This is a genomic window from Aliidiomarina iranensis (assembly GCF_003987135.1).
In the GTDB taxonomy this organism is placed as follows: domain Bacteria; phylum Pseudomonadota; class Gammaproteobacteria; order Enterobacterales; family Alteromonadaceae; genus Aliidiomarina; species Aliidiomarina iranensis.
In genome coordinates, this window is sequence record NZ_PIPJ01000003.1 from 70181 (window position 1) to 93214 (window position 23034).

At 46.0% G+C, this 23034-nt stretch carries 17 protein-coding genes; 9 read left to right on the forward strand and 8 right to left on the reverse strand.

Features of this window, described 5'->3' with window-relative positions:
- Nucleotides 1-109 precede the first annotated feature (109 nt).
- The 6 genes from tig (at nucleotide 110) to CWE08_RS06055 (ending at nucleotide 8463) form a co-directional block, all read left to right on the forward strand.
- Nucleotides 110-1414, forward strand: coding sequence for a trigger factor (tig, locus tag CWE08_RS06030; RefSeq protein WP_126766738.1), 1305 nt, complete (start codon nucleotides 110-112; stop codon nucleotides 1412-1414).
- An 82-nt stretch (nucleotides 1415-1496) separates the two neighbouring features.
- Complete coding sequence (gene clpP, locus CWE08_RS06035) at nucleotides 1497-2132, forward strand: ATP-dependent Clp endopeptidase proteolytic subunit ClpP (RefSeq protein ID WP_126766740.1); 636 nt, start codon at nucleotides 1497-1499, stop codon at nucleotides 2130-2132.
- A 50-nt stretch (nucleotides 2133-2182) separates the two neighbouring features.
- Nucleotides 2183-3460: an ATP-dependent protease ATP-binding subunit ClpX gene (gene clpX / locus CWE08_RS06040; RefSeq protein ID WP_126766742.1), complete on the forward strand. Its 1278-nt coding sequence runs from the start codon at nucleotides 2183-2185 to the stop codon at nucleotides 3458-3460.
- A gap of 115 nt (nucleotides 3461-3575) precedes the next feature.
- Nucleotides 3576-5933, forward strand: coding sequence for an endopeptidase La (lon, locus tag CWE08_RS06045; protein ID WP_126766744.1), 2358 nt, complete (start codon nucleotides 3576-3578; stop codon nucleotides 5931-5933).
- A gap of 266 nt (nucleotides 5934-6199) precedes the next feature.
- Nucleotides 6200-6472 carry a nucleoid-associated protein HU-beta gene (gene hupB, locus CWE08_RS06050; RefSeq protein WP_007419067.1) on the forward strand — a complete coding sequence of 91 codons (273 nt, stop codon included), beginning with the start codon at nucleotides 6200-6202 and terminating at the stop codon, nucleotides 6470-6472.
- 131 nt (nucleotides 6473-6603) lie between these two features.
- Nucleotides 6604-8463 carry a SurA N-terminal domain-containing protein gene (locus tag CWE08_RS06055; protein WP_198677099.1) on the forward strand — a complete coding sequence of 620 codons (1860 nt, stop codon included), beginning with the start codon at nucleotides 6604-6606 and terminating at the stop codon, nucleotides 8461-8463.
- A 130-nt stretch (nucleotides 8464-8593) separates the two neighbouring features.
- Here the strand turns inward: CWE08_RS06055 and CWE08_RS06060 are convergent, their stop codons facing one another.
- From CWE08_RS06060 to CWE08_RS06085, 6 genes are all read right to left on the reverse strand, one after another.
- Entirely contained in the window at nucleotides 8594-10300 is a 1707-nt protein-coding gene (locus tag CWE08_RS06060; RefSeq protein WP_157981233.1) for a BatD family protein, read from the reverse strand.
- 119 nt (nucleotides 10301-10419) lie between these two features.
- Nucleotides 10420-12291, reverse strand: a complete 1872-nt coding sequence (locus CWE08_RS06065) for a vWA domain-containing protein (protein ID WP_157981234.1) — start codon at nucleotides 12289-12291, stop codon at nucleotides 10420-10422.
- Nucleotides 12284-13309, reverse strand: coding sequence for a VWA domain-containing protein (locus CWE08_RS06070; protein WP_126766750.1), 1026 nt, complete (start codon nucleotides 13307-13309; stop codon nucleotides 12284-12286). Before CWE08_RS06070 ends, CWE08_RS06065 begins: the two co-directional genes overlap by 8 nt.
- Nucleotides 13302-13763 carry a DUF4381 domain-containing protein gene (locus tag CWE08_RS06075; protein ID WP_126766752.1) on the reverse strand — a complete coding sequence of 154 codons (462 nt, stop codon included), beginning with the start codon at nucleotides 13761-13763 and terminating at the stop codon, nucleotides 13302-13304. Before CWE08_RS06075 ends, CWE08_RS06070 begins: the two co-directional genes overlap by 8 nt.
- Complete coding sequence (locus CWE08_RS06080; RefSeq protein ID WP_241973849.1) at nucleotides 13763-14893, reverse strand: DUF58 domain-containing protein; 1131 nt, start codon at nucleotides 14891-14893, stop codon at nucleotides 13763-13765. Before CWE08_RS06080 ends, CWE08_RS06075 begins: the two co-directional genes overlap by 1 nt.
- Nucleotides 14894-14923: 30 nt before the next feature.
- Nucleotides 14924-15883 (reverse strand): AAA family ATPase, encoded by a 960-nt coding sequence (locus tag CWE08_RS06085; RefSeq protein WP_126766754.1) that lies wholly within the window; start codon nucleotides 15881-15883, stop codon nucleotides 14924-14926.
- 123 nt (nucleotides 15884-16006) lie between these two features.
- Between CWE08_RS06085 and fadI the strand changes: the two genes are divergently transcribed.
- The 3 genes from fadI to CWE08_RS06100 all read left to right on the forward strand — a co-directional run bounded on the left by fadI (nucleotide 16007) and on the right by CWE08_RS06100 (nucleotide 19786).
- Nucleotides 16007-17320 (forward strand): acetyl-CoA C-acyltransferase FadI, encoded by a 1314-nt coding sequence (gene fadI, locus CWE08_RS06090; protein WP_126766755.1) that lies wholly within the window; start codon nucleotides 16007-16009, stop codon nucleotides 17318-17320.
- Nucleotides 17320-19449 carry a fatty acid oxidation complex subunit alpha FadJ gene (fadJ, locus tag CWE08_RS06095; RefSeq protein ID WP_126766757.1) on the forward strand — a complete coding sequence of 710 codons (2130 nt, stop codon included), beginning with the start codon at nucleotides 17320-17322 and terminating at the stop codon, nucleotides 19447-19449. Before fadI ends, fadJ begins: the two co-directional genes overlap by 1 nt.
- Nucleotides 19450-19588: 139 nt before the next feature.
- Entirely contained in the window at nucleotides 19589-19786 is a 198-nt protein-coding gene (locus tag CWE08_RS06100; protein ID WP_126766759.1) for a hypothetical protein, read from the forward strand.
- On the opposite strand, the gene CWE08_RS06105 is transcribed toward CWE08_RS06100, so the two are convergent.
- Both CWE08_RS06105 and CWE08_RS06110 read right to left on the reverse strand, forming a co-directional pair.
- Nucleotides 19783-22530: an insulinase family protein gene (locus CWE08_RS06105; RefSeq protein ID WP_126766761.1), complete on the reverse strand. Its 2748-nt coding sequence runs from the start codon at nucleotides 22528-22530 to the stop codon at nucleotides 19783-19785. The two genes, CWE08_RS06100 and CWE08_RS06105, sit on opposite strands and share 4 nt — an antisense overlap.
- Before the next feature lie 135 nt (nucleotides 22531-22665).
- Nucleotides 22666-23013, reverse strand: coding sequence for an outer membrane protein assembly factor BamE (locus CWE08_RS06110; protein WP_126766763.1), 348 nt, complete (start codon nucleotides 23011-23013; stop codon nucleotides 22666-22668).
- Nucleotides 23014-23034 lie beyond the last annotated feature (21 nt).

The window sequence follows — 23034 nt, forward strand, 5'->3', positions numbered from 1 at the left end:
AAGTGATAGTTAAAGAGAGTATTGAAAAGATTCAGGTAATGTGAAGTAGGCGCTTTAAAGCTACGGTAATACAAAATGCACTATTAAGTGATGCTGAGGTAACAACGCAATGCAGGTTTCTGTTGAAGCAACTGAAGGTTTAGAACGCCGAGTAACCATTTCTGTTCCGGCTGAGAAAATTGATAAAGAAGTGAAAAGCCAAATACAACAGCGTGCTCGTACGGTCCGCATGGATGGCTTTCGCCCAGGTAAAGTGCCAGTAAGTTTAGTTGCCAAGCGCTTCGGCCCAGCAATTCGCCAAGATGTAGTGATGGAGCAAATCCAGCGTCATTACATTGAAGCTTTGGTACAAGAAAAGATTAATCCAGCTGGCTCGCCACGCTTTGAACCAAAAGTAGATGAAGAAGGCAAAGACCTTGAGTTCGTTGCTGTGTTTGAAGTGTATCCAGAAGTAGAATTAAAAGATTTAGACAAAGTAAATGTAGAAAAACCAGTAGCTACAGTTACCGATGCCGATCTGGATAAAATGTTAGAAACCTTACAGAAGCAACACGCCACCTTTGAAGATGTGAAGCGTGGGGCAAAAGAAGGCGATAAAGTAACCTTTGATTTCCTCGGCCGCGTAGATGGCGAAGAGTTTGAAGGCGGTAAAGCTGAGAACTTTGAGCTGGAAATGGGTCAAGGCCGGATGATTCCAGGCTTTGAAGATGGCATGAAAGGCCTGAAAGCTGGCGCTGAAAAAACTATCGAGGTTACTTTCCCGGAAGATTACCACGCGGAAAATTTGAAAGGTAAAGTTGCTGAGTTTGATTTGGTGATTAAATCAGTAAAAGCTCCAAAGCTTCCAGCACTGAACGATGAATTCGCAACCCAGTTTGGTATTGGCGACGGCGGTATTGAGGCGTTAAAAACTGAAGTTCGCAAAAACATGGAACGTGAGCTGAAAAATGCTGTGAAGAACAAAGTTAAGCAGCAAGTGATCAAAGGCTTGCTAGCGGCAAATGATGATGTTCCAGTACCATCGGCAATGAAAGAGCAAGAAGTTAAAGTTCTGCGGCAACAAGCTATGCAGCGCTTTGGCGGTAATGGCCAGAATATGCCTGAATTGCCAGCTGAGTTATTTTCTGAGCAAGCCGATGAGCGCGTTAAAGTAGGTTTGTTGCTTGGTGAAGTAATTCGCGGCAATGAGCTGAAAGTTGATGAAGCTCGGGTACAGGAAATGATTGAAAATACCGCTTCTGCTTATGAAGATCCGCAAGAAGTGATTACCTACTACAAAGAAAATGCTGAAGCAAAACAGCAAGTTGAAAATGTAGTATTGGAAGATCAGGCAATTGATTTTGTACTTGAAAAAGCAAAAGTAACTGAGAAAGAGTTCAGCTTTGATGAAGTGATGAACCCACAAGGCAAATAAGCATTTGCTGAAATTCTCAGGAATTGGTTTAATGGCTCGGGTGAATGTATCCGAGCCATTTTTTTTAGGAGTGAATTAGCTAATGGGAAACACAGTACCAGATCCGATGGCCGCACTTGTGCCTATGGTGATTGAGCAAACTGCAAAAGGTGAACGTTCATTTGATATTTACTCGCGGTTGCTAAAAGAAGGTATTATTTTTTTGGTGGGGCCTGTTGAAGAGCAAATGGCCAATCTGATTGTGGCACAAATGCTGTTTTTAGAATCCGAGAATCCAGAAAAAGATATTTATCTATATATTAATTCGCCGGGCGGTTCAGTAACCGCGGGAATGGCAATTTACGATACCATGCAGTTTATTCGTAATGATGTGTCTACAATTTGTATTGGTCAGGCGGCGAGTATGGGTGCATTTTTGTTGGCCGGCGGCGCAAAAGATAAACGTTTTTGCTTACCCAATTCACGAGTTATGATTCATCAACCTTTGGGTGGTTTTCAAGGCCAGGCATCTGATATTGAAATTCATGCTCGAGAAATCATGTACATCAAAGAAAAATTAAATCGCATTCTATCTGAGCATACAGGCCAAGATATTGAACGAGTAGCGAAAGACACAGACCGCGATAATTTCATGAGTTCGGAACAAGCAGTAGCTTATGGTATTGTAGATGAAGTATTGAGTCATCGTGGTGCAGAAAAAAGTACGGCGAAAAAATAAACATATTAGTTAGGTTTTAAAGTACATATTTAGTTGTACTGGAGAAGTGAATGACAGATTCAACATCGGGCACAAGCAACGGCGGTAAAGCCCTTTACTGCACGTTCTGTGGCAAAAGCCAGCACGAAGTAAAGAAACTCATTGCCGGGCCTTCGGTCTTTATATGCGATGAGTGTGTCGATCTGTGCAATGATATTTTAAAAGAAGAAATTAAAAACATCTCACCGCAAGCCAGTGAAGATAAGTTGCCGACACCGAAAGAAATTCGCCAACATTTAGATGATTATGTTATCGGCCAAGACCATGCAAAACGGGTTCTGGCTGTGGCGGTTTATAATCACTATAAACGGCTACGTAACGCGGGCGTGCACGATAATATCGAACTTGGCAAAAGCAACATTTTGTTAATCGGACCGACCGGTAGTGGCAAAACTCTATTAGCAGAAACGCTAGCGCGATTTCTTGATGTGCCTTTCACGATGGCTGATGCAACCACACTCACCGAAGCAGGTTATGTGGGCGAAGACGTTGAGAACATTATTCAGAAACTTCTACAGAAGTGTGATTACGATGCCGCCAAAGCCGAGCGCGGTATTGTGTACATTGATGAAATCGATAAGATTTCGCGAAAATCTGATAATCCATCAATTACTCGTGATGTATCTGGCGAGGGCGTGCAACAGGCGTTGTTAAAGCTGATCGAAGGTACTGTTGCTTCTGTTCCGCCACAAGGTGGAAGAAAGCATCCGCAGCAAGAATTTGTTCAAGTTGATACATCTAAGATTTTGTTTGTGTGTGGCGGAGCATTCTCAGGCCTAGAAAAAGTTGTGCAGCAACGGCTGGCTACAGGAACAGGGATTGGCTTTGGTGCGCAGTTGAAATCTAGCTCTGATAGCAATCAGGTAAACTTACTTACTCAAGTTGAACCTGAAGACTTAGTTAAATTTGGTCTTATCCCTGAATTTATCGGGCGTTTGCCCGTTGTGGCCAGCTTAACCGAGCTTGATGAAGATGCGTTGATACAAATTCTTGGCCAGCCTAAGAATGCGATAACCAAGCAGTATGCGGCATTATTAGATATGGAAAATGTGGAACTCGAGTTTCGTGAAGATGCTCTGCGTGCGATTGCCAAAAAGGCCATGCAGCGTAAAACTGGCGCACGGGGTTTGCGTTCAATCGTTGAAGACGTTTTGCTCTCAACGATGTATGAATTACCTTCGATGACGAACGTGAGTAAGGTGGTGATTGATGAAACGGTAATAACTGGAGAATCAGACCCAATTCTTATTTACTCGAAAAAAGAAGACGCCCAAGCATCGGGCGAATAAACAGCAAAAGGGGCCGTTCGGCTCCTTTTTTATTTCCTAGCCATTGAACTTTCTCGGATAAGCCGCATATTAAGGGTATATCAGTTTTTTTAGACACTAAAATATGGGAACAGTGATGACAGAAGAAAGCGGAAAACGTCAGGGCATTCCGGTATTACCTTTACGTGATGTAGTGGTGTACCCACACATGGTAATTCCATTGTTTGTTGGCCGAGAGAAATCAATTCGGTGTCTTGATGCTGCTATGGATAATGATAAACAAGTGTTCCTAGTTGCACAAAAAGATGCTGGCGTTGAAGAACCAACTGCAGAAGATATTTACGAAGTGGGTGCCGTAGCCACCATTTTGCAAATGTTGAAATTACCCGATGGTACGGTGAAGGTGTTAGTTGAAGGTGTGCAGCGCGCAAAAGTAACAGCGTGGCAACCAAAGGGGGATTTCTTTCGTGCGGATATTGAAGCATTAATTACTGAGCCGATGGAAGAAAAGGAAGAGGAAGTATTAGTTCGCTCTGCCCTTAATCAATTTGAAGGCTATGTAAAGTTAAATAAGAAAACGCCTCCGGAAGTGTTAACGTCTTTAAATGGTATTGATGATGCCGACCGCCTCGCTGATACCATGGCGGCCCACATGCCGCTGAAGCTTGTAGATAAGCAACGCGTGTTAGAGATTATCCAGATTCAAGAGCGCCTGGAACATTTGATGGCGTTAATGGAAGGCGAGATTGATATTCTGCAAGTAGAGCGGAAGATTCGGAATCGAGTTAAACAACAAATGGAGAAGAGCCAGCGCGAGTACTATTTGAATGAGCAAATGAAAGCGATTCAAAAAGAGCTTGGCGAAGGTGAAGATGGCGTTGATGAATTCGAGGTATTAGCGAAAAAAATTGAAGATGCGCAAATGCCCAAGGAAGCGCTTGAGAAAACAAAAGCCGAATTACAAAAGCTTCGCATGATGTCGCCAATGTCGGCTGAAGCCACTGTTGTGCGTAGTTATATTGATTGGATGACGAGTGTTCCTTGGCACAAAAAATCTCGAGTTAAGAAAGATTTAAGCCAAGCCGAGAAGATTTTGAATGAGGATCATTTTGGCTTAGAGAAAGTGAAAGAGCGAATTTTAGATTATCTCGCCGTGCAGCAGCGTAGTAAAAAAGTACGCGGGCCTATTCTATGTTTGGTGGGGCCTCCGGGCGTTGGTAAAACGTCGTTAGGGCAATCAATTGCTAAAGCTACTGGGCGCAAGTATGTGCGCATGGCGCTTGGTGGTGTTCGTGATGAAGCGGAAATTCGGGGCCATCGCCGAACCTATATCGGCTCAATGCCAGGCAAATTGATGCAAAAAATGGCTAAGGTTGAAGTACGCAACCCACTGTTTTTACTCGATGAGATAGACAAAATGGCCTCGGACATGCGTGGTGATCCATCATCTGCGCTACTTGAAGTTCTCGACCCCGAGCAAAATAGTGCGTTTAACGACCATTACTTAGAAGTTGATTACGACCTTTCCGATACGATGTTCGTAGCCACTTCGAATAGTATGAATATACCGGCACCATTGTTGGATCGGATGGAAGTTATTCGCCTTTCGGGCTACACGGAAGATGAGAAATTGAATATTGCTAAGCGGCATCTGTTAGAGAAACAGCTCGAGCGCAATGGTTTACGAAAAGGTGAAGTGGATATTACCGACGAAGCGATTCTTGGCATTATTCGTTATTACACGCGGGAAGCCGGTGTACGTAACCTTGAGCGAGAAATTTCAACGCTTTGCCGAAAATCGGTACGCCGGATTCTGTTAGATAAAAAGCTGAAAAAAGTAACCATTACGCAGGGTAATCTTGAAGATTTCTTAGGCGTACAGCGCTTTGATTTCGGTAAAGCTGAAGATGAAAATCAAATTGGTCAGGTTACCGGTTTAGCTTGGACACAAGTAGGCGGTGATTTGTTGACAATTGAAGCCACTAACGTGACAGGTAAAGGCAAGGTTGTGTGTACCGGTTCCTTAGGTGATGTCATGAAGGAATCAATTAGCACAGCCATGACGGTAGTAAGAAGCCGGGCTGAGGGCTTGGGTATTGCTAATGATTTTCATGAAAAACGTGATATTCATGTGCACGTTCCCGAAGGTGCAACGCCTAAAGACGGACCTAGTGCCGGTATCGCTATGGTGACGTCCTTAGTTTCATCGCTAACGAACAAACCAGTGCGTGCCGATGTAGCCATGACAGGGGAAATCACCCTGCGCGGAGAGGTATTAGCCATCGGTGGTTTAAAGGAAAAACTGCTTGCAGCGCATCGTGGTGGCATAAAAAGAGTACTGATTCCAAAAGATAATGAGCGTGATTTGAAGGAAATTGCGGATAATGTGAAGGCAGATCTGGAAATTTACCCTGTTCAATGGATCGACGACGTGCTTCGCCTTGCTATGGCCGAAGATCCATATAAGCCTAAGAAATCTAAAGAGAAAAGTTAGATTTCGCAGGTTTTAAGGGCTCTCTATTGAGAGCCCTAGTGTAAAAATTGTTAATTTAAAGCGAAAAAATGCTTTTCATCCGAAATGACTGTGATAGCCTAGAGTCTAGTGCCCGCCCTTGTCCTTAAAGGCATACGGAGTGGTAGGGCATCTCAAAATAGCATTTTCAAATGCTTGAACTAATGGTATAAGCTTGTTATAAACTTGTCTGTACTATTTTAATGGAACTAAGAAACTCCATAATAACAATCTAAGGGGATGACACTGTGAATAAGTCTCAGCTAATTGACAAAATCGCAGCAGACGCAGAACTTTCTAAAGCAGCTGCTGGACGTGCACTTGATTCTTTCATCAGTACTGTTACTGAAGCTCTGAAAAGTGACGACCAAGTAGCATTAGTTGGTTTCGGTACTTTTACTGTTCGTGAGCGTTCTGCTCGTACTGGCCGGAACCCGCAAACTGGACAAACTATCCAAATCTCTGCTGCAAAAGTACCTGCGTTTAAAGCGGGTAAAGCACTAAAAGATGCGGTGAACTAAGAAGTAAGCATTTTAAAACCGCCGCGAAATCTATGTTATACTTCGCGACGAGATGACTGCAAGAAGCGCATCTTCCGATGCGCTTTTTTCATGTTGATGGTTTAACAATAGCTGTTGGAAAGAGTAAAACGATGCTCGATAGGATACGTGAGGGTACACAGGGCCCGGTGGTAAAAACCATCCTGTTTATAATTATACTTGCTTTTGCGTTTACTGGCGTGAGTGCATATCTCGGCGGTAGCACTGAAGACTATGTCGCCAAGGTAAACGACAGAGAAATTACGCGTGCTGAATTCGACCGCGCTTATCAAGGCCAACGGGCAACAATGGAACAGCAATTTGGTGAAATGTTTGAGATGCTTGCTGCCGATGAAGGCTACATGCGAGAGATGCGTGCAAGTGTTTTAGAACAAATGATTGAAGAAGAGCTTGCTGTTCAACTTGCGGGTGATATGGGTTTAGCTCAATCGGCTGACGCATTACGCAGTGCGATTCGCCAAATGCCAGAATTTCAAGTGAATGGTGCGTTCAATAATGACGCCTATTTACGTCAACTCAGTAATGCCGGTTTCTCGCCAACAATGTTTCGGGATTATTTGCAACAGCAAATGAGCCGTGTTGCTTTAATGCAAGGTACCTTTGCCAGCGAATTTGTTTTGAACAATGAAAGCGAGCGCATGCAAGTGTTGCAAAACGAACGCCGCAGTGGTCGATATGCCCTAATTTCTGCTGACGATTATCTAGACATGGTTGAATTAACCGATGCAGAAGTAGAGGCGTTCTATAATGATAATCAAGATTCGTTTCGTCAAGAAGAACGCATTCAACTGGCTTACGTTGAATTAAGCTTTGCCGATGTGTTGGCAACTGTTGAAGTTGATGATGCGGAAGTTCGTGAATATTACGATGCCAACCCAGATGCGTTTAGTACCGAGGAAATGCGTTCTATCGCTCATATTCTTGTGGAATTTGGCGACAGCGAAGATGCCGCATTAGAGCGTATTCGCGCAATTCAAGCTCGGTTAGAAGCAGGTGAAGATTTTGCTGAATTAGCTGCTACTGAATCAGATGATATTTTCTCTGGTGAAGATGGCGGTGAGCTTGGCATTCTCGAACGAGGTACGTTGGATCCAGATCTGGAAGATGCGGGCTTTGCGCTTGAATCTGAGGGTGATGTTTCTGATGTTGTGCGCTCTGAATTCGGCTTTCATTTGGTAAAACTTACGGAGTTAACCGAAGCGCAAAGTTCAAGCTTCGCTGAAGTAGCCGCCGATATTCGCGAGAATATTGCGCAAGCTGAAGCTGAGCGGATCTACTTCGAGCAACAACAAGAGTTGGCTCGCATCTCATTTGAAGTAGACCACACTCTCGATGAGGCAGCAGATGCAGTAGGGCTGACCGTGCAAACGTCACCGTGGATCTCACGTTCTGAGCCAGTTTCCGGATTCGATGATGCGAGTGTTCTAGAACAAGCGTTTTCTGACGATGTTCGCGAACTCGGTTTGAATTCTGAACTCATTGAACTTGATGGCCGCAGTTTGGTAGTTCGCGCTGCGGATTATGTTGCGCCGCGAGTACTAGATTTAGCGGATGTTCGTAGCGACATTGAATCGTTTCTAAGTGCTGACAAGGCCGAAGTTTTGGCCTTTGAACGAGCACAAGAGATTCAAGCGGCGATTGCAGCGGGTGAAGCTCTCGAGATTGAGTTTATTGCTATCGAATCAGCATCTCGGTTTGGAAATAGCCTACCTGGTGCTGTGCGCCAAGAGTTATTTAGAATGCCGGTAACGGGAGCCGCCGAATATGCTTCAGTAACCTTGGGTAATGGCGATGCAGCGGTTATCGAGCTTACTGACATGCAACCGGGAGAAGTTGACGCTGAAAACGCAGAACGCGCAAAACGCCAACTTGAAGGCCAGTATGCTGAACTCGCTTATCGCGCCATAATGGAAGCATTAAAAGCGCAAGCAAACATTGAGCGTCGTTTATAGGCTCTGCTAATTCTTTGAGCTAAATAAAAAGCCCGATACAGGAAGATGTATCGGGCTTTTTGTTAGGCGAACATAAATCTCTCAAGCGATAAGTTTAGCGTGTGCTTTATCAGCCGCGCTTTATCAGCGGTTAGCTGTTTGGGTACAGCTTTGGCAGTACTTCTTCCGAGCTTGATTGGCGCTGGTGCAGCTTTTGAATTTCAGCCCACAGCGCTTTACCCGATTGCCATTCCTGTTGTTCTCTGCTGTATAGAGCCGCTTCTAATTTTTGCATTTGTACTTCCAGTTCAGGGCTTGCTAGCACTTTAGCGATAGCATACAAGCCACGAGCGGGCTCACCAGTGCGCGCATGATGCCAAGCAAGAATCGCACTGCGCGCTTTCGACGGATCATTAGTTCGGCATGCTTGTTTTAGCTCATGTAACGGCTTTCTTACTTGCTGTGGCACAGGCTCCTGAGTATTTTTAGAAACTTTTACGTGCTTCTGGCGGAGAAAAAGAATAACGGTAGCTATCCAAAGGATAAAAAGAGCGAAAGTGGCGTACTGCCAATAGCTGAGCATCTGGGCGTATCTGGCTATGGTAACTTGAGATTCCGCAGATATTACTTCTGAATCACCGTTACCCGAGGAGGCATTGTTAGGTTGGCCCAGTTCGCCTTCAGAGGGGCTTTGCATGGTGCCAGGTACAGTTAGTCCTCCCGGTGGTGCCAGTACTCGTATAATGCGTTCTGGTAGTTGTGCGTATTCAATTTCGCTTGTGCGGGTATTCCACCAAGGGATTTCAATAGCGGGCAGAATAAATTCACCGGCGCTTGATGGCACTAAAGCAGTGGTATAGGTAGCTCTCGCCACCGATTTTCCGCGAATCACGTTAACTTCGGTTTGACCTCTATCGGGATATACCCGAATTTCACTGGGGTAAGCAAACTCAGGTTCAGGTAATTGCTCGGGCCTTACCCCAACTGCTGTAATAGCAACTCTTCGAGTGATCGGCTCACCAATCGTGAAGCTCGAACTTTCCGGCTCCCATTGTTCTTCAATACTCACTTGCTCACTAGGTAGCCAGGTACCTACATAATTACTCGGGCGCGGTAACACCTCGATTGTGATATCCCCAGAGCGCGTGCTTACCGGCTCTATTCTGCCTAGCGCACTAAAACCAGAGCTAGGCATCCGCCGTACTTGACCATCAAAACGCACCCCGGGAATGGTGATGCTACCGCTGCGCCGGGGGGTTATGCCGTAAGTTCGCGTGAGCACTTGAAAACGGCGGCCATCAATGATTTCTTGCGATTGCCGATCTTGCCCTAATTGCTCAACACTAACGTTATCAATACTCGGCAACCCCAAACTGCCAGTTTCCAACTGATCGGCGATGTACAATTTTACAGTGTAGGTAAGTTGTTGTTGCACATAGGCGGATTCCTCATCTAAAACGGCCTCAATGAAATAGTTACGTTCTTGTGGTGGTTGCTCACTGGCAGCGATGACATCTACTTGAATGGGCGCTGTTTCGCTATTGCCAATTTGGATGGCTGGAATTTCATAGCGGCCTGCCGCCGGAGCTCGTAAAGAAACGCGCCATTCAATTGAACGTGAAACCCGGTTATTAACCATGGTTGAACTACTGTTAACCGATGTGCCACGAATCTCGAAATCAGATATCCAGCGTTCAGGGATAAAGGCATTTCGAGGCAAGCTTTCATCAGTGGTAACCGTGAGTACTAAAGCACCGAATTCAACAACTGGGTTTCTATCAATACTTGCCGTAGCTTGCTGAGCGTAGCTAGGCATAGAGATCCAGAAAAATATGATCAGGGTTATAATTCTTTTCATTCTTGAGTTCCCAAAAGTAAGGGTAGAGCAAATGCGGCTCGGAAAGTACGGATAATGACTATACAAGTTATTAAAAAAGCTCTCATTAAACTGACACATTAGATGCCGGATCATGTTCATTAGTTGCCTCTTGGTGGCCGCGTTGAACGGCGCCGCTGCGCCTCAAGCAATAAACGATTGCGCAATAGAAGAGCTGGGTCGTCGTCAACCCGGCGAAGAAGTTGTTCTAACTCTTCCGCTTCTTCGGCCGACATTGCTTCTAATTGTGCGGCACGCGCTTCAGCCTCACTCATCGATTCTTCGTCCGCGCGAGCTTCGGTTTCAGCGTCAGCATTATCTTGCTCTGAATTTTCACGCTCTTCATTTTCAGCTTGATTTTCGTTATTTTCTTGCTCTGATTGCGCCGATTGATTGCTCTCACCGTTTTCGTTGTCATTCTCGTTTTGCTGATTTGCCTCAGAATTCTCTGCATCAGGCTCACCATTTTCGTCGTTGTTACTTTCTTCACCTTCACCACTTTCATTTTCCGCTTGTTGTTCGAGAAGGGCTTTAACAAGCTCATAATTTTCCCGTGCTTCGGGCCAATCAGGTCGCGCTGTAAGCGCGTCTTCGTAGGCGTTCAGGGCCGCTGCTAATTCGCCTAACTTCGCTAATGCATTGCCTAAGTTATAGCTTCCCTCGGGAGTATCAACAGCACTATAACTAGCTGCTGCGTTTGCGTATTCACCGGCTCGGTACCAAGCCATACCTTGTGCCATTGGGCTCTCGTAATTCGCGGCGGCGCTCAGGTAATCTCCAGCTGCAAACGCAGAATCAGCAAATTGTTCACGATTCTGAAACGGCAAGCGCCAAGGCGCCATCCGCATTTCTGTAGCGTTAGTGGTCGAGTCACTAGAATCATTATTCTGAGCTCCGGCGCTGGTATTGCCGCCAGTGTTCGCCTGAGTGGCGTTTTCGCTTTGTTGTGCAACAACTGGCTCAGGTACAACGAACAGAATTAAAACAAAGCTCCACAAAACGCCTTTGCGCGAGGCGAGCAACACTAAGGGAATAAGCAATAACAATAACCATGGCGCAGCATCATGCCATTGCTCTCCTTGTTCTAGGGATTCGGCAACGTCGCCTTGATACTGTGAAAAATCAAGCAGCCTCACAACATCACTACTATCAACGGTTGCCATGGTGTAACGGCCACCTGTTTCTGCGCTGATGCGCTCTAAGTATTCGGGAACTAATCGAGCTAAAATTACGCGGCCTGCGCTATCTCGTAACAATTCACCCTCGGTATCGCGAATTGGCGCACCCTCTGTAGTGCCTGCGGCTAAGATAGAAACACGGTGGTTATTTTCACGGAAAAAGCGCCGAAGATCCTCCATGTCCCGTTGGTCTATACCACTGGTAAGCCAGAGTATTTCGCCAGCTGAATAGCCAGCAGCTGTTAACAACCGATCCGCTTCTTGCATGGCAAGGAGTGGATCACGGCCCTGAATGGGCATAATCTCAGGTGTGAGAACTTTTAGGCTTTGTAAGATCGTTTCAGCATCGCGAGTAAGTGGCGTTACCGTAAATGCATCGCCTGCATAAGCGATTAAACCAAGCTGGCCACTGTTGAATTGATTCACGATATCAGTAGCTTTGAAGCTTAAACGGGTAAAGCGATCGGGGTTGGTATCTTGAGCTCTGGTTTGCATACTGGCATCGAGCACGAGCACGGCACCCTGATCTTGATTAAATAGAGGCACCTCAACACGTTGCCAGCTCGGGCCGGAAAGCGCCAAGATGGTAATTAATAGCCCGGCTGCAAGGGCATAGAACGGCCATTTGGGTGTTTTGTTCGCACCGCCTTGTAAAAGTATTTGGCTAAGATGCGGCGCCAGTATATCTTCCCAGTTTCCACGCTTTAAAAAATGAGCACGCAACCAAGGTAAAATTAGCAGCCATGGAATAAGCAACCAAAGCCATTCAGGGCGAAGAAAATGAAACTCACTCATTATCACCCCCATTTATTGTGCGTCGCAGGGGATTTCTAAATTTATATTGGCCAAAATTTCGTTGTATAAAATACAGAATAGCAAGTAACAGGCCAATACCCAGAGGCCAGTGAACTAGGCTTGTATGTGGGCGGAAATATTGCTCATCGGCGGCGATGGGTTCGAGTTCATCGATGATGTTATAAATTGCTTCCATTTCACTTTCACTTTTGGCTCGGAAATATTCACCACCGGTAGCATTTGCGATGGTTGCTAAAAAGCTTTCATCGAGATCGCTACTTGGATTTATTCGCCTCGCGCCAAATAAACCTTGTACTGTCATTTCTTCAGCGCCTACGCCAATGGTGTGAATTTTTACATCATGATTTTGCGCTAAGTAAATTGCTTGTTCTGCTGTAATATCACCAGAATTTATCATGCCATCTGTCATCATTAAAACCACGCGCTGAGATGTCTCCCGATCTTGAAAATAGCGAATCGAAAGTGCAATGGCATCGCCCAGTGCGGTTCGTTCTCCCGCTAAGCCAATGCGGGCCTCTTCGGCCAATTGCGCCACTGATTCTAAATCACTGGATATAGGTACATAAACGTGGGCAGAATCCGCATAGACGATGAGGCCGATGCGATCGCCTTGGCGGCGGCGGATGAAATCAGCAAGTATTTTGTGCGCGGCTTCTAAACGCGTAGTGCGGCGCCCGTTATAGGTCATATCATCCATTTCCATACTGCCGGATAAATCCAGGGCAATCATGATTTCGCGCGCCTCGGGATTAACTGGAATGGGCTCGCTCAACCAGCGCGGTTGGGCTATAGCGGTAACAATGGCTAACCAAATAAGCATTGGCAGAAGCCATAATCGGCGCTGATTATTGATTTTACCCGCATCGGTGGGCCGCAAAAACTTGGCTTGTGGGAGCCAAAGTGCCGCAGAAGTATTTTCCGTAGCGGGTAACAACCAACGTGTGAGTAACGGAAGTGGAAGCAGTAAGAACGCCCAAAGCCACAAAAACTCAAACATGGGGCCTCCGTTTGGGTAAGCCTAGCCGCAACCAGAGCGTAACTAGGGCTCTGTATTCGGTTATCTGCGCCTCAGAAGCGGGTTGATATATGAGTTCGGCAAAAGGTGCTATGCGTTTCGCGAAATCATTACGCTCATGACTTGGCATAGAGTCAATTAGGAAGCGATGCCAATCCGCACCGGCCAAGTGAGCAACTTCACTTTGTGGCCAAACTTGTAACGCTGCGCGCTTAGCTAAGCTACTAAGTTCGGTTAAAGTCATTGGCTTGTTAGCCAACTCCTTTAATGCCGCCAAATAGATTCGTTGTTTTTGTTGCCTTTGGTAAAGTAGGTAGGTAACGCCAATAACAAAAGCCACAACTACAAACGCGAGCAGCCAATAACCCCAGGGAAGAGGCCACCAATGCGCACTTTCGGCGGGTACAATATCATTTAAATCGGCAAGAGCGTCCATTACTTCCTACCTCGGTGAATCCATTGATCATGAGCAGGTAGCCCTGCCGAAATCGGCACAACCCGCACACCAGCTCGGCGCAAACCTTCTGCTCGCACCTGTAACCATTGTTTAGCTTGTTCTTGCCATTTTCGATGAAACTCTGGATTGGAAATGAACAGCCGATGGGTTTCTTTACCATCATAAATATCAATATCGCGAAAAGCGCTTTGTGGTAACTGCTCCTCGAAAGGATCGGTAATCATCACTGCGGTTACCGTATGATGTTTGTGTAAGCTTTGTAATAGCTTTATGGTTTCTGCATTGAGCTCACTAAAATCACTAATCAATACAATATCAGCTCCCGGCCGACAGAGTTTTAATAGTCGGCGCAACTGCTGTGCTAAGTTTTGTGCGGCTTCGGGGCTATTCGTTGGCTCTGATGTTTGTTTCTTGTTTGTAGTGTTACCCTGAACAGGTTGGCTTTTTGCTGATTTACTCACGGTGCCGTGAGCCGTAATATCTTTACCAGCAGTGCCTTTGCCTGCCGTGGCTTTGTTAAAACCCGGGGCTGTTGTTGGATGCAAGGCAATGAGTTGCTTTAAAAATAATAATGCACCGTGTTGCCGGCCCTGAGGCTTAATTTCGCTGTGTTCAGCATTGTTATAAATCAAACCGCCCACGCGATCACCGCGCTGTATAGTATGCCAGGCAATACCAGCGGCAACATGAGCGGCTTGTAGCGATTTCAAAAGAAGCTGTGAGCCGAACCACATGCTATTGCTAAAATCGACACATAGAAACACCGGGCGCTCTTTTTCTTCCCGAAATAGTTTTGTATGCGTTTGCCCGGTTCGAGCTGTAACTCGCCAATCAATTGCACGCACATCATCGCCCGCCTGATAGTGGCGCACTTCATCAAACTCCATCCCACGGCCCCGTGTTTTACTTAATCGCAAGCCCGATTGTGATGATGAACCACTAGCTTTGGGTACCGGTAAGGCCAGAGGTTGATAGCGATATTTCAGTAATTCAGCCATTTCCGGATAAACCCCATTGCTGTGCGCTTGGGTTAACCATTCGGAGAGCTCTTTAGTGCTTGGGTTAGTGCTCGTGAAATCTTTAATCACAGCTGTTGCTGATTTTGGCATTAACGTCCACCTTGAAATTGAGATTAACACCTAAGGTGCAGGCACGAGTTCAAGAATTCGGTTAATAACTTCATCCCTACTAATTCCTTCAGCCTCAGCTTCATAGCTCAGAATTATGCGGTGGCGAAGAACGTTATGTAGCAGGGCGGCGGCATCGTCGGGAGTAACGAAATCACGGCCATCAAGCCAAGCCCGCGCACGGCAACTGCGATCGAGAGCAATAGTAGCTCGTGGGCTAGCGCCTATAGCTAGCCACGTAGCAAGCTCTGCATCATAGAGTTGCGGTTGCCGTGTAGCCATAATTAACGCAACTAAATAACGTTCAACGGCATCATCCATATGCAAAGTCAGCAATTCCTTTCGAGCCGCGAAAATAGCTTCTTGCGTAAGTGGTTCGGCCGAGGTGCTTGTACCCTGAATACGTTCATTTCGGGTTAACCGTAAGATTTTCTGTTCAGTTTCTGCATCCGGGTAATCAAGGCTTAAGTGTAGGAGAAACCGATCAAGCTGAGCCTCTGGCAGTGGATACGTACCTTCTTGTTCTAGGGGGTTCTGAGTAGCCATTACGGTATAAAGAGCAGGGAGCGGGTAGGTGGTGCTACCAACACTGATTTGCCGTTCCGACATCGCTTCTAATAGCGCACTTTGCACTTTGGCAGGTGCACGGTTAATTTCATCAGCTAAAATAAGGTTGTGGAACAAGGGGCCTTGCTGAAATATGAATTCACCACTTTCGGGCCGATAAATATCGGTACCGGTTAAATCCGCAGGAAGTAAATCTGGGGTAAACTGAATGCGTTGGAAATCCGCTTCGATACCATTTGCTAATGCTTGAACTGCACGTGTTTTAGCCAGACCGGGAGGGCCTTCAACTAAGAGGTGGCCATCGGCCAAAATAGCAATTAATAGATGCTCAGTTAGTGTGGGTTGGCCCAGTACTTGGGTTTCGAGATACGATTGTAACTGCTTAAATGCAACCACTGCTGTCATAACACCCTCATTTATTTCTAACGTGCGAAATGCTTATCTTACGTCTATGGTTTTATTTTTCTACATTTGTAAGTAGAATCATGGGATAAATTGTGGTCAGACCACTAATTACAGGGGTAATCTATGTCATCTTCACAACAAAACTTACGCACTGCGAAGGGCGATCGTATCGCTATCGTAGCGGGTTTACGAACGCCATTTGCAAAACAAGCAAGCTTCTTCCATGGCGTACCAGCGCTTGATATGGGCGCTATGGTGGTACAAGAACTGATTCAACGGACGAACCTCGATCCAAGTTTGGTTGAGCAGCTTGTATACGGCCAAGTTGTACAGATGCCTGAGGCCCCAAATATCGCACGGGAGATTGTGCTAGCAACGAGCCTGCCCGTCAATACCGATGCGTACAGTGTAAGCCGCGCCTGCGCTACTAGTTTTCAATCTGCGGTGAATATCGCTGAAACTATGCTAGCAGGGAATATTTCGGTGGGTATCGCCGGTGGCGCAGATTCCTCCTCAGTTTTACCTATAGGCGTTTCTAAAACTCTGGCGCGTGCACTAGTTGATTTAAATAAAGCAAGAAGCCTTGGTCAGCGTTTGAATATATTGAAACGCTTGCGGTTAAAACATTTGTTGCCCGTACCACCCGCGGTAGCTGAGTATTCAACAGGGTTAAGTATGGGGCAAACCGCTGAGCAAATGGCGAAAACTCACGGTATTAGCCGAGAAGACCAAGATAAATTAGCGCATCGCTCACATCAGCTGGCTCACGAGGCTTGGGAGTCGGGCAAGCTGGCAGAAGAAGTGATGGTTACTCACAGTGCACCTTATAAAGAATTCTTAGAGCGTGATAATAATATTCGCGCAAACTCCGATGTAGCCAGCTACGCCAAACTTCGGCCAGTATTTGACCGAAAGCATGGCACTGTTACCGCAGCTAATGCCACACCATTAACAGATGGGGCTTCTGCGGTACTTATGATGACAGAGAGCCGAGCGAAAGAACTAGGCTATAAGCCGCTGGGTTACATTCGTAGCTATGCGTTTGCGGCTATCGATGTATACGAAGATATGTTGATGGGGCCCTCGTATGCTACGCCGCTGGCGCTAGATCGTGCCGGCATGGTGCTGAGCGACCTTGATATTATCGATATGCATGAGGCATTTGCAGCACAAACGCTGGCCAATATGAAAATGTTTGCCAGTAAGAAGTTTGCTGAAGAAAAGTTAAATCGGAGCACCGCGATTGGCGAAATTGATGAATCGAAATTCAATGTTCTGGGCGGTTCATTAGCCTATGGTCACCCTTTCGCGGCAACCGGAACGCGAATGCTTACCCAAGTATTACATGAACTTAACCGCCGCGGTGGCGGAACTGCTTTAACCACAGCCTGTGCGGCCGGTGGCCTGGGTGCAGCAGTAATCGTGGAGACAGAATAATGGAACAGAATCAAAAAAGTGCATTTACTTTAGATATTCGCGACAACGGCATTGGCGTGATCACTATTGACGTGCCCGGTGAGAGCATGAATACGCTGAAATCAACTTTTGCAGATGAAGTTGCTGAGTTGATGGAAAACATTGAGAGCAATCGTGAATTAAAAGGGCTAGTGTTTATCAGTGGTAAGCCAAATTCGTTCGTTGCAGGCGCTGATATTCGAATGATAAATGATTGTGAAACGGCGGCAGATGCCGAGAGTTTGGCGCGCCAAGGGCAAGCCTTGTTTGATCGCATGGAAGCATTGAAGATTCCAGTAGTTGCTGCGATCCACGGTCCAGCTCTAGGCGGTGGGCTTGAACTCGCTTTGGCGTGCCATGTGCGAGTTGTTTCTGATTCTGCGAAAACAGTGCTTGGGCTCCCAGAGGTGCAACTCGGCTTATTGCCTGGCTCTGGCGGAACACAACGGTTACCGCGATTAGTGGGAGTGCAGCAAGCCCTAACCCTAATGTTAACCGGTAAACAATTACGGGCAAAGCAAGCCTTAAAAATGGGCTTAGCCGATGAGATAGTGCCGGAAAGTATTCTGCTAGATGCGGCCATTGCTCGGGCCCTGAAAGGGAAGCCAAAAGCTAAAAAGCCGAAGTTAAATTTAGTTGGCAAGGTACTAGAAGGGCCACTGAGCTCTGTTCTTTATAAGAAAGCGCGAGAACAAGCTCAGAAGAAAGCCCATGGTAATTATCCGGCGATTGATAAAATTATCGATACCGTTGCCCATGGCATGAACAAGGGAATGCAAGCCGGCCTTGCCTATGAAGCCAAGCAGTTTGGCGAACTAGCGATGAGTAATGTTTCTTATCAGCTGCGGAATATATTTTTCGCCACAACAGAGATTAAAAAGGAAACCGGTGCTGAGGGTACAAAACCTGAGAAAGTGAAGAAAGCAGGCGTACTCGGCGGCGGTTTGATGGGAGGCGGTATCGCCCATGTTTCTATCAGCAAAGCTAAGGTGCCTGTTCGATTAAAGGATATTAATCAGGAAGGTATAAAAAATGCGTTGGCGTATCACCATAAGTTGCTTTTACCGAAGGTAAAACGGAAGATTTTGCGGCCTACGGATTTACAACAGCAAATGCTCATGCTTACCGGCTCGGTGGATTACAGTGGCTTTAAAGATACTGATATCGTAATTGAAGCGGTATTTGAAGATCTCGATTTAAAGCAAAAAATGGTAGCTGATATTGAGAGTAATGCGGCTGAACACACTATTTTCGCAACCAATACTTCGAGCTTACCGATTACGCAAATTGCCGCCAAAGCAGCGCGTCCTGAGCAAGTTATTGGTTTGCATTATTTTTCGCCAGTGGAGAAAATGCCACTTGCGGAAATCATTACCCATGAAGGCACCTCAGAGCAAACAATAGCAACCACAGTTGAGTTTGCAAAACGCCAAGGTAAAACGCCTGTAGTGGTTAAAGATGGGGCTGGTTTTTACGTAAACCGCATTTTAGCGCCCTACATGAACGAGGCGGCACGCTTACTATTAGCGGGTGAGCCTATTGAAGTACTCGATAAAACCTTTGTGAAATTTGGTTTTCCGGTGGGGCCTATCACCTTACTCGATGAGGTAGGTATTGATGTTGCTGGGAAGGTAGCGCCAATCTTAACGGATGCCTTGGGTGAACGTTTCCGTGCTCCGAATGCGTTTAGTAAGCTGCTTGATGATGGCCGTAAAGGGCGCAAGAGTAAAAAGGGTTTTTACCTGTATGATGGTAAAAAGAAAGGTAAAAACGTAGATAGTTCAGTGTATCAAGTGGTAGGTATTACCCCCGCAGCAAAGCTTGCTAGCGATGAAATGATCGAACGTTGTGTGCTGGCGATGTTGAATGAAGCCGCATGGTGTTTACAGGACAACATTATTCGCTCGCCCCGCGATGGTGATATCGGTGCTATTTTCGGTATTGGCTTCCCGCCGTTCCGAGGTGGCCCATTCCGTTACATGGATAGCCTAGGTATCGAAAATTTGGTGGCGCGTTTACAGCATTATCAAGAGAAAGAAGGTGATCGCTTTAAACCTTGTGATCTGTTGTTAGAAATGGCTGCGGAGAAGCAAACGTTTTATCGTAAATAATAGATATCGCCATCAATACCTCAAAATGTTTGTTTGCTGTTAGTAGGGGTGTTGGTGGCATAACACCTGTGTAAATGCAGGAGTTAGGTGTTTGCTGTATCATTAAGATGTGGTTTTCGAGAAATAAGGAGAATAGTTCATGCTATTTTTTCTGCTCCTAGCTTTTATTTCCGCCGGATTCTATTACGTTCAAGCTTGGCAGCACGCTATGGGGCCACGGCGCTGGGCGCTTTTAGGTTTAATGTTCGGGCCTTTTATTTTACCAATGTTCCGCACACATAAACGCATGCGCCGCTTGCAAGCTCAAGGGCGAACTGCAGTTTTCTTCAAAGCTTAAGATTTAACTTGGCTAGAAGCTAGAGCCATTGCTGCGATCTCGCTCCCCAAGCGGGAGCGGCAAAAATCAAGAAATTCCTCTAATGTGGTTGCCTGTACCTGATCAGCAACCTCTGCGGCTAACGTGAACTCGCCTTGGTTATTAATTATGGAGCTCCAGTAGCGTTGCGCGCGAATCCTTAGGCTTGGTGCGGAATCAGTTAAATGGTTTAACACAGCCGCTTTTGCGTTGTTTAAAATCTCCGTGCTTAAGAATTCTAGTTGCACAATAAAATCCGCTATAAATGCTTCAATCGCCTCACGTATTTGCGCAGCCGTGTGGCTTGGTGATTGCACATAACAGAGTAATCCTGGTAAACCATGCATGGGTATATAACTTGAACCTACGAGGTAACCAAGCTGTTGCTCGGTGCGTAACGAATTGAAAAAAGATGGGTTGAAAATATGATTTAAGATTAAAAACAGTGCTTTTTCTGATAATGAAGTATTGCGCCCCTGAATAAACAGGGCAAATGCATAATCGCTATGCTCGTTATGAAATGAGGTTTCGAAAATGCCACTGCTGAGCCGTTTAACCGAACGCAAAGCTTTTGATTTTTGCACACTAACAACCGGAAGCGTATTTTCTACCCAATGTGCAAGTTCAAGGGCTGTTTCGGCTTGGATGTCACCATGAATAAGTAACTTCACCTGTGCGTCACGAAGCATACCCGGTAGTAGATTACAATAATGCTCGAAATCCAGATCCTCAACACTTTCGGCCAGTTGTGCCGCAGTATATGAGCCGTATTGTAATTGGTGATGGAGTAGTGAAAATAAATGGTTCACAGGTTTGTTCTGGTGAATCGCCTGCCAATTCCGCTGCATTTGTTGGCGCACTGATTGAAAGTGCTGCTCGCTTGAGCGTAATGCCGCCAACGAACGCATTAAATCCTTAAAAAGCGTGGGTTGCCTATCGGAAAAGCCGGCGAGATGCAGGGTGATTCCTGCTTGCTGCGGGTATAGGTTGAAGTGCATTCCCGCCACTTCAGCATCATAAAATTGCTCACTCAATAACTCTTGCCCGAGTTCACACCAAATTCTACTAATCGCATTATTGCGCGCACTTGCATTTGCTAATGGGAGCTGCAGCGAGAGGTAAATATGCGCTTGCGGTTCGCGAAAGTGAATATCTTGTAAATGCCACAGCGCCACCCCATTCTCGTCGCGTAATTTTTTCGGGCTGTAACCACTGCGTTCACAGCCACCTTGGCGTTCCTCACTCACTTCATGGGGTTTAATACGCTCTGGAATGTAAGGGTTCTTTGTTGGCACAGTAAATTCTGCCGATTCATCGGTATTAAATGGCATCTTGAATTGAGCGATTTGTTTTTTGCTAAATGCTTCAACACTATACTCAGCGCCGTAAAACTTAGTTTTTTTATTAGTTTTGGCGGCGTTGTAAATAAGTGTAGCCCTTGTGTTTTCTGGGCACATTAACAAGAGCAGCTCATGGGCTCGGTTAGCTTTCAGGGCATCCATTCGGTAATCGCCACTAACCACGTGTTCTGGCTCGTAATGCAGCATATTGATAGCCAGCTGAGAAGCCATATCAATTACCCGAATCGATTCTGGGAACTGATAAGCTAGGGAGATCATTTGTTGTCGTTCATTGTAGAGCTGCTTTTGCAGGCCTTTTGCGCCAATTAACTGGATATACTGATAACAGGCACGCATGATAGATTCTACCTGCTGCAAACCTTCCTCAGTGAGTTGCATATTGATATTAAAATCTTTGAAATTATAGCCGCTCATGCCTCCGCCGGCTGAAAGTTCATTGATCCACTGCTTTTGGCGCAAGAAGTAGCACAAGCTGCCAGGGCCCTCGTAGCCTAATAGGTGAGCAATAAAGCTCGTTGTTTTGTTTAGGTAATCGCTGTTAATTTCCGGTAAAGGGAAGGTTAATATCAACCGAGCTGCCTGTTTAATCGGTTTCACCCGAATAAAGCAGCCTTTTTGTGATTTTTGATAGATTGGTACATCAGGCAATGGGGGTTGGGCATCGCCAGTTACTAAATCACCGAAGCTTTTTGCGGCAAGTTCCGCAAGTTGATTTAAAGAATCAGGTCCGGCAAGAACTAAAGCCGCATTGTTGGCAACATAATATTGCTGATGAAAGGCCATGAGCCGTTCGCGAATCTTGATGCTAGCACTATCAGCAAGCGTGATGGCGTTGCCCACTGAAAACTTCGAAAACGGATGTTCCGGATTAGCCAGCGTTTTATGCACCTCGTAAAGGCGCCGTAATTCATCTTTAAGTTTTAACCGATATTCAGCTTCTATGGATTGGCGCTCTTTTTCAACCCATTCCTCAGCGAGTAACGGAGCTTTGAAAAGCTCCGCGAAATGCATGAGAGATTCAGCAAAACCAGCGTTGGCGGTAGTGAAATAATAATTGCTATGCTCGGTGCCCGTCCATGCATTGAAATGCCCGCCGTGGGTATCGATTCGTTTCGCAAACGCATCAGCATCGGGGAAACTCTGGGTACCAAGAAACAAAAGATGTTCTAGAAAATGAGCAACACCCGGTGCTGAATCAGGGTCTTGAAAGTGCCCAGCGTTCACTGCAAATGAAGCTGCACTTTGGGGGCTTGTGGGGCTGTGAACCAACAATACCCTCAACCCATTATCTAAAGTGATGTAGCGATAACGGTTGTTATCTGCCGCACTTGATTCAGGTGTTAGATGGGCATTGCTTGATTTCATCTATTGCAGCGCTCTCAAATCGAACCAGCGGCATTGCCGCTGGTATGAATTAGGGATTCAGTACAGTTCTATTATGTCTCGCGCACACCAAATGTAGGAAAGTAACAGAACTGCCGTTATACCAACGCTAACAGATTACGATTCAAGTGGTGTATAAAAATCTTCGTGAGGCTCAAAATCGCCTGAAATGGAGGCCAAAACATCGTTTTCAAAGTGCACTGTGAGCGCTCTAGTAACAATCTCGCCTCGGCCCGGCTTCATTCTGAACACATAGTTCCATTCATCATCCCGGAATAGGTTATTTGCAACCGGTGAACCTAGTACGAAACGAACCTGCTCTCGGGTCATACCAATACGAAGATCGTCAACATCACGCTGCTCAAGGTAGTTTCCCTGAGGAATGTCGATTTTGTAAACTAAAGGGTCAATCACTGCACAGCTTGTAACTGCGGTTGCAAGCGCAAGCGCTAATAAAATTCTCATATAAAACCCGAATTACCTATT

Bases quoted from the DNA above. Each gene is read 5' to 3' on its own strand.
- clpX (WP_126766742.1), top strand. From the start codon at position 2,183: ATGACAGATTCAACATCGGGCACAAGCAACGGCGGTAAAGCCCTTTAC.
- CWE08_RS06085 (WP_126766754.1), bottom strand. From the start codon at position 15,883: ATGACAGCAGTGGTTGCATTTAAGCAGTTACAATCGTATCTCGAAACC.
- CWE08_RS06065 (WP_157981234.1), bottom strand. From the start codon at position 12,291: ATGAGTGAGTTTCATTTTCTTCGCCCTGAATGGCTTTGGTTGCTTATT.
- tig (WP_126766738.1), top strand. From the start codon at position 110: ATGCAGGTTTCTGTTGAAGCAACTGAAGGTTTAGAACGCCGAGTAACC.
- CWE08_RS06080 (WP_241973849.1), bottom strand. From the start codon at position 14,893: ATGCCAAAATCAGCAACAGCTGTGATTAAAGATTTCACGAGCACTAAC.
- CWE08_RS06060 (WP_157981233.1), bottom strand. From the start codon at position 10,300: ATGAAAAGAATTATAACCCTGATCATATTTTTCTGGATCTCTATGCCT.
- lon (WP_126766744.1), top strand. From the start codon at position 3,576: ATGACAGAAGAAAGCGGAAAACGTCAGGGCATTCCGGTATTACCTTTA.
- fadJ (WP_126766757.1), top strand. From the start codon at position 17,320: ATGGAACAGAATCAAAAAAGTGCATTTACTTTAGATATTCGCGACAAC.
- CWE08_RS06075 (WP_126766752.1), bottom strand. From the start codon at position 13,763: ATGGACGCTCTTGCCGATTTAAATGATATTGTACCCGCCGAAAGTGCG.
- CWE08_RS06070 (WP_126766750.1), bottom strand. From the start codon at position 13,309: ATGTTTGAGTTTTTGTGGCTTTGGGCGTTCTTACTGCTTCCACTTCCG.
- fadI (WP_126766755.1), top strand. From the start codon at position 16,007: ATGTCATCTTCACAACAAAACTTACGCACTGCGAAGGGCGATCGTATC.
- CWE08_RS06105 (WP_126766761.1), bottom strand. From the start codon at position 22,530: ATGAAATCAAGCAATGCCCATCTAACACCTGAATCAAGTGCGGCAGAT.
- clpP (WP_126766740.1), top strand. From the start codon at position 1,497: ATGGGAAACACAGTACCAGATCCGATGGCCGCACTTGTGCCTATGGTG.
- CWE08_RS06055 (WP_198677099.1), top strand. From the start codon at position 6,604: ATGCTCGATAGGATACGTGAGGGTACACAGGGCCCGGTGGTAAAAACC.
- CWE08_RS06100 (WP_126766759.1), top strand. From the start codon at position 19,589: ATGCTATTTTTTCTGCTCCTAGCTTTTATTTCCGCCGGATTCTATTAC.
- CWE08_RS06110 (WP_126766763.1), bottom strand. From the start codon at position 23,013: ATGAGAATTTTATTAGCGCTTGCGCTTGCAACCGCAGTTACAAGCTGT.